This window comes from Ralstonia sp. RL, from assembly GCF_001683835.1.
GTDB lineage: Bacteria > Pseudomonadota > Gammaproteobacteria > Burkholderiales > Burkholderiaceae > Ralstonia > Ralstonia mannitolilytica.
The window spans coordinates 56,270-69,575 of the sequence record NZ_LWRX01000016.1 but is presented as its reverse complement, the minus strand read 5'-3'; the positions used below and the strand labels follow the sequence as shown (position 1 = coordinate 69,575).

At 66.9% G+C, this 13,306-nt stretch carries 13 protein-coding genes; 7 read left to right on the top strand and 6 right to left on the bottom strand.

All coding sequences use genetic code 11. The annotated features are described in order from the left end of the window. Together A6M56_RS02560 and groES (A6M56_RS02555) are read right to left on the bottom strand one after the other, a co-directional pair. A partial coding sequence (locus A6M56_RS02560; RefSeq protein ID WP_286757721.1) for a TCP-1/cpn60 chaperonin family protein occupies nucleotides 1-624 on the bottom strand: 624 nt, incomplete at its 3' end. Nucleotides 625-716: 92 nt separating this feature from the next. Continuing rightward, nucleotides 717-1,007 carry a co-chaperone GroES gene (gene groES, locus A6M56_RS02555; RefSeq protein WP_045786112.1) on the bottom strand — a complete coding sequence of 97 codons (291 nt, stop codon included), beginning with the start codon at nucleotides 1,005-1,007 and terminating at the stop codon, nucleotides 717-719. A gap of 1,239 nt (nucleotides 1,008-2,246) precedes the next feature. Between groES (A6M56_RS02555) and A6M56_RS02550 the strand changes: the two genes are divergently transcribed. From A6M56_RS02550 to A6M56_RS02540, 3 genes are read left to right on the top strand one after another with little or no spacing between them, the layout of a single operon-like run. After that, a complete protein-coding gene (locus A6M56_RS02550) occupies nucleotides 2,247-3,095 on the top strand; it encodes a gluconate 2-dehydrogenase subunit 3 family protein (protein ID WP_082063015.1) in 849 nt (282 codons plus the stop codon). Then, nucleotides 3,092-4,861: a GMC family oxidoreductase gene (locus tag A6M56_RS02545; RefSeq protein WP_102080785.1), complete on the top strand. Its 1,770-nt coding sequence runs from the start codon at nucleotides 3,092-3,094 to the stop codon at nucleotides 4,859-4,861. The genes A6M56_RS02550 and A6M56_RS02545 overlap by 4 nt, the downstream gene beginning before the upstream one ends. Further along, the gene (locus A6M56_RS02540) at nucleotides 4,858-5,706 is read left to right on the top strand and encodes a c-type cytochrome (RefSeq protein ID WP_102080784.1); all 849 of its coding nucleotides are present in this window, start codon (nucleotides 4,858-4,860) and stop codon (nucleotides 5,704-5,706) included. The genes A6M56_RS02545 and A6M56_RS02540 overlap by 4 nt, the downstream gene beginning before the upstream one ends. A 126-nt stretch (nucleotides 5,707-5,832) precedes the next feature. Here the strand turns inward: A6M56_RS02540 and groL are convergent, their stop codons facing one another. From groL to A6M56_RS02525, 3 genes are all read right to left on the bottom strand, one after another. Beyond that, entirely contained in the window at nucleotides 5,833-7,455 is a 1,623-nt protein-coding gene (groL, locus tag A6M56_RS02535; RefSeq protein ID WP_045786109.1) for a chaperonin GroEL, read from the bottom strand. 84 nt (nucleotides 7,456-7,539) lie between these two features. Further along, nucleotides 7,540-7,857, bottom strand: a complete 318-nt coding sequence (gene groES, locus A6M56_RS02530; RefSeq protein ID WP_045786108.1) for a co-chaperone GroES — start codon at nucleotides 7,855-7,857, stop codon at nucleotides 7,540-7,542. A gap of 174 nt (nucleotides 7,858-8,031) precedes the next feature. Further along, nucleotides 8,032-8,658: a hypothetical protein gene (locus tag A6M56_RS02525; protein ID WP_045786107.1), complete on the bottom strand. Its 627-nt coding sequence runs from the start codon at nucleotides 8,656-8,658 to the stop codon at nucleotides 8,032-8,034. A 190-nt stretch (nucleotides 8,659-8,848) separates the two neighbouring features. Between A6M56_RS02525 and A6M56_RS02520 the strand changes: the two genes are divergently transcribed. The 3 genes from A6M56_RS02520 (at nucleotide 8,849) to A6M56_RS02510 (ending at nucleotide 10,077) form a co-directional block, all read left to right on the top strand. Further along, entirely contained in the window at nucleotides 8,849-9,289 is a 441-nt protein-coding gene (locus tag A6M56_RS02520; RefSeq protein WP_045786106.1) for an Hsp20/alpha crystallin family protein, read from the top strand. A 23-nt stretch (nucleotides 9,290-9,312) separates the two neighbouring features. Then, nucleotides 9,313-9,738 carry an Hsp20/alpha crystallin family protein gene (locus A6M56_RS02515; RefSeq protein WP_045787791.1) on the top strand — a complete coding sequence of 142 codons (426 nt, stop codon included), beginning with the start codon at nucleotides 9,313-9,315 and terminating at the stop codon, nucleotides 9,736-9,738. 90 nt (nucleotides 9,739-9,828) lie between these two features. Beyond that, nucleotides 9,829-10,077, top strand: a complete 249-nt coding sequence (locus A6M56_RS02510) for a hypothetical protein (RefSeq protein WP_045786105.1) — start codon at nucleotides 9,829-9,831, stop codon at nucleotides 10,075-10,077. Nucleotides 10,078-10,114: 37 nt separating this feature from the next. On the opposite strand, the gene A6M56_RS02505 is transcribed toward A6M56_RS02510, so the two are convergent. Further along, nucleotides 10,115-11,164, bottom strand: a complete 1,050-nt coding sequence (locus A6M56_RS02505) for an AI-2E family transporter (protein ID WP_045786104.1) — start codon at nucleotides 11,162-11,164, stop codon at nucleotides 10,115-10,117. 334 nt (nucleotides 11,165-11,498) lie between these two features. Between A6M56_RS02505 and A6M56_RS02500 the strand changes: the two genes are divergently transcribed. Beyond that, nucleotides 11,499-13,274, top strand: coding sequence for a GGDEF domain-containing protein (locus tag A6M56_RS02500; protein ID WP_257984092.1), 1,776 nt, complete (start codon nucleotides 11,499-11,501; stop codon nucleotides 13,272-13,274). Nucleotides 13,275-13,306 lie beyond the last annotated feature (32 nt).

The following is a 13,306-nucleotide window of genomic DNA, read 5'->3' as shown; positions in this document are numbered from 1 at the left end:
CGGGTTGTTGATGAAGTACGGCGACAGGTAGCCGCGGTCGAACTGCATGCCTTCCACGACGTCCAGCTCGTCGGCCAGCGACTTGCCGTCTTCCACGGTGATCACGCCTTCCTTGCCGACCTTGTCCATGGCTTCAGCGATGCGCTGGCCGATGGATTCGTCGCTGTTGGCCGAGATGGCGCCAACCTGGGCGATTTCCTTGCTGGTCGTCGTCGGCTTGCTGATCTTCTTCAGCTCTTCGACGGCGGCTGCCACGGCCTTGTCGATGCCGCGCTTCAGGTCCATCGGGTTCATGCCGGCGGCAACGTACTTCATGCCTTCGCGCACGATCGACTGGGCCAGCACCGTTGCGGTGGTGGTGCCGTCACCGGCGTTGTCGCTGGTCTTGGAAGCGACTTCCTTGACCATTTGCGCGCCCATGTTCTGCAGCTTGTCCTTCAGCTCGATTTCCTTGGCGACCGACACACCGTCCTTGGTCACGGTCGGGCCACCGAAGCTGCGCTCCAGCACCACGTTGCGGCCCTTCGGGCCCAGGGTCACCTTCACGGCGTTGGCGAGAATGTTCACGCCTTCGACCATCTTGGCACGTGCGGCATCGCCGAACACTACGTCTTTAGCTGCCATCTTGAGAATCTCCGAAATCTTGGGTGTTGCCCGCACCGTTGTGCGAGCAAGGAAAACCGTTTACTGGTAAGCCGTTGCGACCGAGCGCACGCTTACTTCGCCACCACGGCCATGATGTCTTCTTCACGCATGACCAGCACTTCCTGGCCATCCACCTTGACGGTCTGGCCGGCGTACTTGCCGAACAGCACGCGGTCGCCGACCTTCACATCCAGCGCGATCGCATTGCCCTTGTCGTCTTTCTTGCCCGGGCCGACGGCCAGCACTTCGCCTTGATCCGGCTTTTCTGCGGCGGCGTCGGGGATGACGATGCCGGAAGCGGTCTTCGTCTCGTTGTCCAGGCGCTTCACGATCACGCGATCATGCAAAGGACGCAGGTTCATACAAACTCCTCAATGCAAAGTGAGTGTTTATTCACAAAAACGCGCCGCACAAGCGCGGCGCATCGGGAAAGCATCGGGGGCCGGAGCCCGTTGTTAGCACTCCTGCCCGGCGAGTGCTAATTATAGGGATGGGGTATGACGATTTCAAGAACGGGGATTGCCCGGGGTGTTTGTCGAGATTCACTCAACCTTGAACTCTCCCCCGTCCGCGCCCCCTTCCCTCGAAGACCGGCTGCCGCTTCCGGCCCACTGCGGACAGCCACATAAACGGCCTGTACGTCTGACAGGCCGCCAGGGAGATACGCCTGTGCCGCGATGGCGCCGTTCAGGTCGGTGCGGTTCTTGGTGAGCCTGCCTGTGTCGGATGACGTGGGCGCGGGGGCTGGGTGGTGATGCCGGGGGAGACGGGTACGACACGGGGCGGTGCCCGCTTTTGACAGATGGCATGTCGGCCTCTCCAAGTTGGATCGGAGGCTCCCCATCTGGTTGCTACACGGGGTGGCGGGCCTGACGGCGCGGGTAGCAAACCGGCCCTTGGAGAACGACCGGCGGACCCGAAGGTCTCCCCGCCCGGCCCGCCATGAAGACCACAAGCGAACGAAATCGGACCGTCGCTTGCGCGACAGTCTCTCTAAGGATTGCTGTGCAGGTTGCTACGCCCGGCTGCCGTTGGTGCGGCAGCGCCGACGTGGGCGTCTTTCACGGTGCGATTCGCGTAGCGAAACGGACTGGACCGTGGCTCCACGTCGTCTTCCCATCATGGCTTTCGCACGGGCTCACCGCGCATGTCGGCCGAGCCGCCCGATCCGGCTGCAGCGCCGGTACCCGGCAGGCCGTCGCTTCCACCGGAGCCGCGCGAGCCTGCAGAGGTGCCGGCGCCATCCGTTGAGGAAGGCGCTGCCGCAGTGGGCAGCCGAGCGTCCTTTGGATGCGTGCGCGGCCCGCGCTTGCCATGCGTGGCCTGTGCGTCCGACGCAGCAAGGGGCGCGGAGGCGGCCCCCGGCGCCGGCGGTACCTGCGCGAATGCCGCGTCCACGCCGCACAAGAGCGCGAGCCACAAGGCGGCTGCCTTCCGTGTTGGCTGCATCGTGCGCATGTCGGCCTCCATGTCGTGCCGGCACACAAGCAGTGCGCGTGCCCGGCGTGCCGCTCGCGCGCGGCGTTGTCACGCTTCTTGCTGCAACGCTGCGCGGCCCCGCGCGTGCGGGAAGCAAAGACCCCGCAACACGGAGCGCAGACATGGACGACGACTTCAAACCGGTTCGACGCCGCTTGCTGAAGGCCCTGGGCATCACGCTTCCGGTCTCGACGGCGGTGTTTGCCGACGCGCAGCATCCGCCCACAACCAGGCCATCGCCCGGGCAGTCCGCCGCATCCACGCCAGGCTCCGATGCGGCGGAACACGTGAGTCTCTTCTTCAACGTCGACGAGCGTGCGGCAGTCGATGCCATCGTCGCGCGGCTGATTCCGGCGGATGAACTCGGCCCCGGCGCCAAGGAAGCCGGCGTGACGACGTTTCTCGACCGGCAACTGGCGGGCACGTTCGGGCAGGGCGCCAATTTCTATCGACACGGTCCCTTCCAGCAAGGCACGCCGGAACAGGGCTACCAGCTGGCGCTCACGCCGGCCGAATGCTATCGCCTCGGGCTTGCCGGGCTGGACCGGGTGTGTGCAAGCCGCTATGGCGGCCGGCGCTTCGCGCAGCTCGATGTCGCCACGCAGGACGCCATGCTGCGCGAGGCCGAAGCCGGCAAGCTCGACCTGGGCGCCGTGCCGAGCGCGGTGTTCTTCCAGGCGTTGCTTGACGGCGCCATCGAAGGTTTCTTCTCGGACCCCGTCTACGGCGGCAACCGCAACATGGTCGGCTGGAAGCTCGTCGGCTTTCCGGGTGCGATGGCCAGCTTTGCCAACGACATCGAGCGCCACAACGTGCCCTACACGCGGCCGCCCGTGCCGATCGCCACGGCGCATGGGCATGCCATGCCGCCACCGCAGTCCCAGGTGCAGGCGCAGCCCGTGGCCTTCGTTGCGCTCGCCGGCAACGCGGTATGCCGCAGCCAGCCGGCCGCCAACGGGGGTGGCGAATGAGCAAGACGCTGCCAGCAGTGGATGCCGTCATCATCGGTGGCGGGTGGACGGGCGCCATCATCGGCAAGGAGATGGCCGCCCGCGCCTCGCGCGTGGTTGTGCTCGAACGCGGGCAGCCGCGCTGGCCGTCGCCGGACTTCCAGGCACCGGCCATCCATGACGAACTGAAGTACGCGCGCCGGCATGCGCTGCACCAGGACACGGCCACCGAAACCTTCACCTTCCGCAACCGCACCGACCAGGTGGCGCTGCCGATGCGCCGCTGGCAGTTTGCATATCCGGCCACGCATCTGGGCGGCGCGGGCAACCACTGGTCCGGCGCGTACTACCGGTTCGACCCGACCGATCTCAAACTGCGCAGCCACTACCGCCAGCGTTACGGCGAGCACATCTTCGACGCCGACCTCACCGCCCAGGACTGGCCTCTCACCTACGACGAGCTCGAACCGTACTACGACCGTTTCGATTACCTGATCGGCGCCTCCGGATTTGCCGGCAACCTGAAGGGCCAGCTGCAGCCCGGCGGCAACCCGTTCGAGCCGTGGCGCTCGCGGCCCTATCCGAACCCCCCAATGAAGGTGCCGTATGCGTCGGCGCTGTTCGGCACGGCCGCGGCGGCGCTGGGCTATCACCCGTATATCCAGCCGTCTGCGCTGTGCACGCGCGCGTATGTCAACACCGAAGGCCTGGCGATGAACCCGTGTGTGTATTGCGGCTTCTGCTCGAACTTCGGGTGCGAGCATTTTGCGAAGGCGTCGCCGCAGGTCTGCGTGCTGCCGGCGGCGCTCAAACTCAACACGTTCGAATTGCGCACCAATGCGCAGGTGCTGAGGGTGGAGCTCGACCAGGCCCGCCGGCACGCGCGGGGCGTGACGTATGTCGATGCCGCCGGGCAGGAGGTCTTCCAGCCCGCGGAGATGGTCGTGCTGTGCGCATTCAGCATCAACAACGTGCGGCTGCTGTTGCTGTCGGGCATCGGCAGGCCGTACGACCCTGCCACCGGCCAAGGCGTGGTGGGCCGCAACTACACGCACCAGACCACCTCGGGCGTGAACCTGTTCTTTGACGAGAAGACCTGGCTCAACCCGTTCATGGGTGCCGGCGCGGCGGCCGTGACGATGGACGACTTCAGCGCCGACAACTTCGACCACGGGCCGCACGGCTTCGTCGGCGGCGGCTACATCCAGATCCAGGTCGTCAGCGGCGCGCCCATCGGCTACCACCCGACGCCGCACGGCACACCGCAATGGGGCAGCGCATGGAAGCGGGCCGTCAAGCGCTATTACAACCACTCCGCATCGATCACCATCACCGGCTCGGCCATGCCCACGCGCGGCGGCTACCTCGACCTCGACCCGACGTACCGCGACGCCTGGGGCCAGCCGCTGCTGCGCATCACCTACGATTTTCCCGACAACGACATCCGCATGTCGGCCTTCCTGACCGAGCGCGGCAATGCCATCGGCAAGACCATGCACGGTGTGGTCGCCACCGAGCCCGGCCCGCGCAAGCGCCCGTACACGGCAACGAGCTATCAGTCCACGCACCTTACCGGCGGCGCGGCCATCGGCGACGATCCGGCCACCAGCGTCGTGAATCGCTTCGGGCAATGCTGGGACGTGCCGAACGTGTTCGTCACCGGGGCGAGCCTCTTCCCGCAGAACTCCAACTACAACCCGACCGGCACCGTCGGCGCCATGGCCTACTGGATTGCGGAGGCCATCAACACGCGCTATCTGAAGTCGCCAGGAAAGGGGCTGGTATGAGCGCCGGCCGGCCCGCATCGCGCCGATTGCCCACCGCGCTGTGGCTGCTGCCTTCGCTCGGCATTGCGCTGCCGCTTTGCGTGGCCGTTTATGCCGTGCTGTCAGACCGCGGCTTGCCGTTGCCGCGCAAACCGCAGGCCCCGCAAGAGAGGGGCCAACCACCGGCGCCGGTCGTGCGCCGCGCCACGGATTTCGTACCGAAACCCGCAGCGTGGTCCGCGCTGCTGGCCGGCGCGCCGCGCGATGACGCCGCACGAGGGCGGCTGCTGGTCACGCAGGGCAACGGTGCCGTGCCGCCAGCGTGCGCGAGCTGCCATGGGTCGAACTCGCCTGCCCCGCAGCCGTTTCCCACGCTGGAAGGCCTGCCGGCCGAGTACATCGTCAAGCAATTGCTCGACTACCGCAGCGGCGCGCGGCAGTCTTCCATCATGCAGCCCGTGGCAAACGAACTTGCCGACAGCGATATCGCGGCCGTCGCACGGTACTACGCGGCGTCGCCGCGGCCCGCCGGGGCGACGCTGCCAACATCCGGCCCGGCCGCAACGCTGCATTGGGCCGGCGAGAACGCGCGCGCGTTGCCCGCATGCGCCGACTGCCATGGCGCATCCGGCGGTGGCGGCGGTCCGGTCCTACCGCCGCTCACGGGGCATCCGAAGGGCATGGTGGCCGCGCAGCTCAATGCGTTCCGCGCGGGCACACGGGCCAATGATGACGGCGCGATCATGCGCGCCCTCGCGCATCGGCTGACGGATGCGGAGATCAACGCGCTCGATGGTTTCTACACCGGTGCGGCGGCGCCCGCTGCGAAGGGGCAGAACGTACAAGGCACGCAGGACGCGCGGTAAGACCACAGGGGCGTGCGGTATCGGCGGCGCAAAAAAAAACGGCACCGCGGCAAACAGCCTGCGATGCCGAAGTGCAGTTGCACCGGCCGGCGAGCCGACCGGTGGATGGCAGCACAACTGCTCAGGTCAGTAGTCGAGCTCCGGTGCCGGCGCAGCCGCAGGCTTCTCTTCCTTCGGCGCTTCGGCAATGGTCGCGTCGGTGGTGAGGATCAGGCCGGCAACCGATGCCGCGTTCTGCAGCGCCGTGCGCGTGACCTTGGTCGGATCGACCACGCCCGCTTCCACGAGGTCGCCATATTCGCCGGTGGCGGCGTTGTAGCCGAAGTTGCCCTTGCCTTCGAGCACCTTGGCGATCACCACGGACGGCTCTTCACCCGCGTTGGAGACAATCGCGCGCAGCGGTGCTTCCAGGGCCTGCCGCACGATGCGGATACCGGCGTCCTGGTCGCTGTTGGCGCCCTTGAGGTTTTCCACCGCCGAGCGTGCACGCAGCAGCGCCACGCCGCCGCCCGGAACGATGCCCTCTTCCACCGCCGCGCGGGTGGCGTGCAGCGCATCGTCCACGCGGTCCTTTTTCTCCTTCATTTCCACTTCGGTCGCTGCGCCAACCTTGATCACTGCCACGCCGCCGGCCAGCTTGGCCAGGCGCTCCTGCAGCTTCTCGCGGTCGTAGTCGCTCGTGGCTTCGTCGATCTGCACGCGGATGGACTTCACGCGTGCATCGATGCGTGCCTGGTCGCCCGCCCCGTCGATGATGATCGTGTCGTCCTTGCGCACCTCCACGCGCTTGGCGCGACCCAGGTCTTCGAGCGTGGCCTTCTGCAGCTGCTTGCCGGTTTCCTCCGAGATGACCGTGGCGCCGGTGAGGATGGCGATGTCTTCGAGCATGGCCTTGCGGCGATCGCCAAAGCCGGGCGCCTTGACCGCCGCCACCTTGAGGATGCCGCGCATCGCGTTGACCACCAGCGTGGCCAGCGCTTCGCTTTCCACGTCTTCAGCAACGATCAGCAGCGGCTTGCCGGCCTTCGATGCCGCTTCCAGGATGGGCAGCAGGTCGCGGATGTTGGAGATCTTCTTGTCGTGCAGCAGGATCAGCGCGTCGTCCAGATACGCCGCCTGCTTCTCGGGATCGTTGATGAAGTACGGGCTCACGTAGCCACGGTCGAACTGCATGCCCTCGACCACGTCCAGCTCGTTCTCGAGCGACTTGCCGTCCTCCACCGTGATCACACCTTCCTTGCCGACCTTCTCCATGGCGTCGGCGATGATCTTGCCGATGGCTTCATCCGAGTTGGCCGAGATGGCACCGACCTGCGCGATCTCGCGGTTGGTCGAAATCGGCTTGGACAGGTTGCGCAGCTCGTCGAGCACGGCACTCACCGCCTTGTCGATGCCGCGCTTGAGATCCATCGGGTTCATGCCGGCGGCCACATGCTTCATGCCTTCCTGCACGATGGCCTGGGCGAGCACGGTGGCGGTCGTGGTGCCGTCACCGGCAATGTCGGCGGTCTTGGAGGCGACCTGCTTGACCATCTGCGCGCCCATGTTCTCGAAGCGATCCTTCAGCTCGATTTCCTTGGCGACGGACACGCCGTCCTTGGTGATGGTCGGGGCGCCGAAGCTGCGCTCGATGACGACGTTGCGGCCCTTGGGCCCGAGCGTCACCTTCACGGCATCGGCAAGCACGTTCACGCCCTTGACGATGCGGGCGCGCGCGCTGTCGTGGAATTTGACGTCTTTTGCACTCATGTTCGTTGCTCCGGGGTAAGTCGTTGACTCAACGCGTCGCGGAACGGCGGGTCAGTGTGCGGGATCCGCGACCGGTAAGCGGCTTCAGGCAGCCTTGCGCGCTGCCTCGGCGTCGGCTTCCACCACGCCCATGACGTCTTCTTCGCGCATGACGAGCAGCTCCTCGCCGTCAACCTTGACGGTCTGGCCGGCGTACTTGCCGAAGATGACTTGATCGCCGACCTTCAACTGCAGTGCACGCTGCGTGCCGTCCTGCAGCAGGCGGCCGGTACCGACCGCGATGACTTCACCCTGCTCGGGCTTCTCGGCGGCCGAGTCCGGGATCACGATGCCCGAGGCCGTCGTCCGCTGCTGCTCGATTCGCTTGACGATAACCCGGTCGTAAAGGGGACGAATCTTCATTTCCATCTCCTGAGCGATAACAGATCACCAAAAAGGAATCCGGCTCCGCACCGCTGCCGGACCGGGATGGCCGAGGGGCGCGCAAGCCGTGCCAGAACTTGGCGGATTGCGAAATAGAGGCGCTCCGCGCCGCCTTCAAGAGGCGGCGAATTCGCGAATTTGTAACAATATGTTTCAGCGAAGCAGGATGCGCCGCACCTCGCCCAGGCGGTAGACCTTGCGGCCGCGGCCCCCGCGCGGCTCGGGGATGACGGGACACGGCGGGCGCCGTCCGCCATCGGACTCCAGCGTGTCGTCGGGCTCGTCCAGCGCGCGCCACAGGCCGCCCTTGACGGGACGGAACAGCCAGCGCACGTAGCCGGCGTCTGCGGCCATCTGCATCAGCTCGCCGCGGTCGGGCGCGCCGTCGACAAGCGCTTCATCCGGTGCGCTGTCGGGGTAATCGCCGAACGCCTGCCGGCACGCGAGCGCTTCGCGGGCGGAGGCGCCGACCACGTTGCAGCCGCGCTGCTCCACGCGCTCCAGATCCCACGCGCCGAGTTGCCACGCCGCGTCGAGCAGCGCCTCATCCACAGCTTCAAAGCGATGCCACGGCTGTCCGAGCTGGAGGGCCGAGCCGGGCACTGGGCGCGGTGGAATGTCGACCCCCGGCAACACGAGCGGACTGGCGCGCCGGAACCCGTGCCAATGCAGGATCGCCACGAGCGGCGTGTTCACCCGCCGCACCGCCGTCACCGTCACCGCCACGAGCGGCAGACCGACCGCTTCCATCTGTTCGTGCACTGCGTCGAAAAGCTCCATGAAGCCTCCCAATGACGTGTCCAACGGCCTCTTGAAAACCGGGCTTGCCGCCCTATTTTAGGTGTTGCTCAGGCAGTCGCGGTTCACGCGCTGCGTGTTTCGATTTGTTTGTCAGTGGGCCTGCTCGCGGACGGACGAACTGGAGCGCGTAGTCCGGTTCAGCTTCCGTGCGGCCCGTAAGGAGCCCATCATGAGCGACATGTTTTTCGGCACCGACCTGCTGGGCGAAATCGATCGCCTGCAACGTCAGATGGCCACCCTTTTCGCGGGGTTCCCCGCGAGCCTGCGCGCCACGCGCATCGGCGCGTTTCCTCCCATCAACATCGGCAGCACCGACGAGTCGGTCGAGATCGTCGCGTTCGCGCCGGGGCTCGACCCCGCACAGATCGACGTGTCGATCGACAAGGGGCTGCTCACCATCAGCGGCGAGCGCAAGCGCCCCGACATGGATTCGTCGGATGAGACGCGCGTCTACGCCGACGAGCGCTTCGCCGGCGCCTTCCGCCGCGTGATCGAGCTGCCACAGGACGTGGACCCGGACAAGGTCAGCGCGCGCTACGTCAACGGATGCCTGACCATCAGCGTCGGCAAATCGGAGGCGTCGAAGCCGCGTTCGATCACCGTGCAATGAACACCGGCATGTTGGAGGACATCATGAGCGATACCACCCAATTGGCCACGCACGCGCAAGCCGGCAACAGCGCCGTGGCCCGGCACGATCACGATCGTGAACCGCCTGCAGCGCGGCAGACGCACATGGCGCCGCCTGTCGACATCTTCGAGAACCGCCACGGCATCACGCTGTACGCCGACCTGCCTGGCGTGGCACGCGACAAGCTGGACGTGCGGGTGCAGGACGGCACACTGACCATCGAAGCCGATCTCGTCGTGCCCACACCAGCCGGCCTGCGGCTGCACCACGGCGAAGTCCGGCACCCGCACTTCGCGCGCACGTTCGTGCTGAGCCCCGACTTCGATGCATCGCGCATCGACGCGCAACTGCGCGATGGCGTGCTCAAGCTGACGATCCCGCGCCGCGACGAAGCCAAGCCGCGGCGGATCGAGGTGAGCGCCGGCTGACCGCGCAGCAGCTGCTGCACCGTTTCGCGTTCACACGCGCATTGGCACCGTGCCCCCTGGTTACGGTTGGATTGTTGCTAGGAGACAGAGATGCTGAGTCCACACGAATTCGCCACCTTGATGCTCGTCAGCCAGTCGCCCGAGCAGGTCGACATGAACCGCGCGGAGCTCGATACGCTGCTCGAGCGGCAGCTGGTCATGCTCGAGAAGTCCGCAGAGGGCCATCGCCGCGCGCAGCTGACGGACAGGGGGCAATCGTTCCTGGAAGCGCTGAACCCGGACGAGCGACGCAGGCGCAGGATCCTGCGCGAGACGCCCAGCCCCGAGCGCATGAACTGAGCGCCGCGCTGGCCGTGCCACCCCCGCGCGGCCGGCGTCACTCGCCCTGCGCTCGCACGAAGATGTCCCAGCTGGCCATGAACAGCGCGGCCACGAGCGGGCCGATGACGAAACCGGTGATGCCGAACAGTTCCATCCCGCCGAGCGTCGAGATCAACACGACCCAGTCGGGCATCTTGGTGTCCTTGCCTACCAGCAGCGGCCGCAGCAGGTTGTCGACCAGGCCGATCACCCCGCCGCAGAACGCGATCAGCACCACGCCCTTCCAGACCGCGCCGGTCATCAGAAAATAGACCGCGACCGGCACCCAGACGATGCTCGCCCCGATGGCGGGCAGCAATGACAGGAAGGCCATCAGCGCGCCCCACAGCACGACCCCCTCGATGCCGAGCACCGCGAAGATGAAGCCGCCCAGCAGGCCCTGCACCAGCGCCACCACGATGTTGCCCTTGACCGTGGCGCGCACCACCGTCGTGAACTTGGTCAGCAGCAGGCGCTTGTGCTCTTCGTCCATCGGCAGCGCGCGGCGCACGTGGCGGCCGATCGCCGGGCCGTCGCGCAGCAGGAAGAACACCATGTAAAGCATCACGCCAAAGCCGATGACGAACTGGAACGTGTTCTGCCCGATGCTGAGCGCCTGTGCCGCGGCAAACTGGCTGATCTGCGCCGCGCCATCGGCAAGTTTCTTCTGGATGCCCGGGATGTTGGTCAGGCCCGCCTTGGCGAGCAGGTTCTGAAGCCCCGTCGGCAGCGCCTGGATGAACTGCTGCAGGTACCGCGAGTAATTGGGCTGCGCGGTCTGCAACTGCTGATACCCGACCGTGATCTCCTGCACGATGGTGGCCGCCACGAAGATGACGGGCAGGATCACCATGAGGATGATGAGTACCAGCGTAGCCAGCGCGGCGAGGTTGTGGCGCTTGTCAAGACGCAGCACCAGCCAGCGCTGCACCGGCTGGAACAGGATCGCGAGGATCACGCCCCAGAACACCGCGCCGAAGAACGGCGAAAGAATCCAGCACAGGCCGGCAGTGACGGCAAACAGCAGCAGGTAGAAGAATTTCTGTCGGTCGTGTCCGCTATCCATGATCGTTCGACGTGGGTGTATCGGGGCAAGGCCGCGCTCGGCGGAGGTTCAGGACCGAGTATGCCCGCTCAGGCACCGTTGTCATAGCTGCCGCGGCAGTACTGGACCCGGCAGACACGCGCACGCGCCAGAAAAGGCCGCGCATGCAGTCAACCCACCTGCCGTGGGGGCGCTTACATTTCCGCCACAGTCGATTTTCATTTGTTTGCACTCTGGGGGCCCGGGCGCGTTTCAATGCGCCCATCACGATGCCTGCGTCTTGCCGGTCGCGCGGAGTGTGGCCTGTGCGGCACCGCCTTCCGAAGTGCCCGTCCGGACGCCCATGCTTTCGGTCATGTCTTCTGAAATGTCGATGGACAGGCGCTTTGGCACGGCGGTCGCCATCGTCCTCGTTCCAGTGCTGTCGTTGTCATGCTGGCTGCTGGGCTATGCGTGGCTCGCCTACGGTCGCGCGGACGCCGCCGCGCACAGCCTTGAGGCGCTGCGCGTGGTGCTGCTGTCCATGGAGAAGATCTCGGCCGAGCGGGGCCCGACCAACGGCGTGCTCGGCGAAGACCTGCCGATACCGGCCGAGCGCCAGGCCGCCCTGCTGCGTGCCCGCGCCACGAGCGATGCGCATCTGGCGCAATTGCTCGACGTGCTGCGCCCCGAACACTGCCGCCTGTGCGACGCCGACACCGACGCCGCGCGAGGCGCCCGCGCCAGCCTCGCGGCAGCACGCGCCAACGTCGACCGCCTGATCGCCCTGCCGTTGCGGGCCCGCGAAAGCAGCGCGCTGACCGATGCCGTTGACCGCATGATCGCCGTCATCCCCGAGCTGTTTCCGGTGGTGAACCTGCGGACGGCCACCGTCGGGCGTGGCGACCCGGACGCGCTCAACTGCCTGCTGCTGGCGCGGCTTGCCGCCGACCTGCGCGAATACGCCGGCCAGCTCGGCTCCCGCTTTACCGGCGCGCTGGCCCTGCGGCGCGCGCTGACGCCGGAGGAGCAGTTCGCCATCGAACGGACGCGCGGGCGCATCGAGCAATTGCGCCACCTCATCGACACGCGCACCAACGGCCGGCTCGCCCTGACGCAGCACGTCACGACCCCCCTGAATGCGCAGTACTTCGTCGAGGGCCTGCGTTATGTCGATGCGGTACGCCAACAGGCCAGCCGGCCCGGCGGCGCGGACATCTCCACGGCGGAGTTCGCCGAGCATTACGTGCCGACCATGCGCGCCATCACGGATTTCCGCGACAGCGTGCTGCGCGTGGCCGAAGAGGAGATCCGCAAGCACCGGCGCGCCATGCTGCTCGTGCTGATCGGCTCGGCAGCGGCGGTACTCTCGGCGCTGGGGGCGCTGGCGTGGATGACAGTGTCGTTCCGCCGCGATGTGGTGGCGCCGTTCGTACGGGCCACGCAGTTGATCGACGCCATCGCGCGCGGCAACCTCGGGGTGCACATCCCGACCGGCTACGCACGGCGCGAGATCCGCGCGATGTTCGAGGCGATTCGCATACTGCGCGTCTACAGCATCGAGCGCCGCCGCCTGGAGATCGAGCGTGCGCACCTCATGGAGGAACTGGCGCGCATGGCCGAAACCGACCCGCTCACCAAACTGCTGAACCGCCGCGCCTTCGAAGACCGCGCCCAGGCGATGTGCACATCGCCGCGACCGAAGGGAAGGCTGGTGGCGCTCATCATGTTCGATGTCGATCACTTCAAGCAGATCAACGACACCTACGGCCACGGCGTGGGCGACGAGGCCCTGCGTACCGTTGCCGGGCTGTGCCGCACCGATGGGCCTTCGGCCGACGTGGTGGCGCGCATCGGCGGCGAGGAGTTCGCGGTGATGGTGTGGGCAGACAGCGTGGCGCAGGCGCGCGACGTGGCCGAACGCCTGCGCCGCCGCATTGCCGACGTCAGGGTGCCGACGGGCGCGCAGCCGCCTTGCCGGATGACGGCCAGCTTTGGCGTGGCAGTGGTGCCTACCGCCGACCGGCCCTCGCCCGAGTTGCTGCTGCGGCGCGCCGACCGCTTGCTCTATGCCGCCAAGCTGGCCGGGCGCAATTGCGTGATGACCGACGCGCCGCCTGCTTCACCGGACCTGTCGACCGCTGCGCAATAGCCTGCAAAGCACAAGGCCGGGCGCCCGCATCA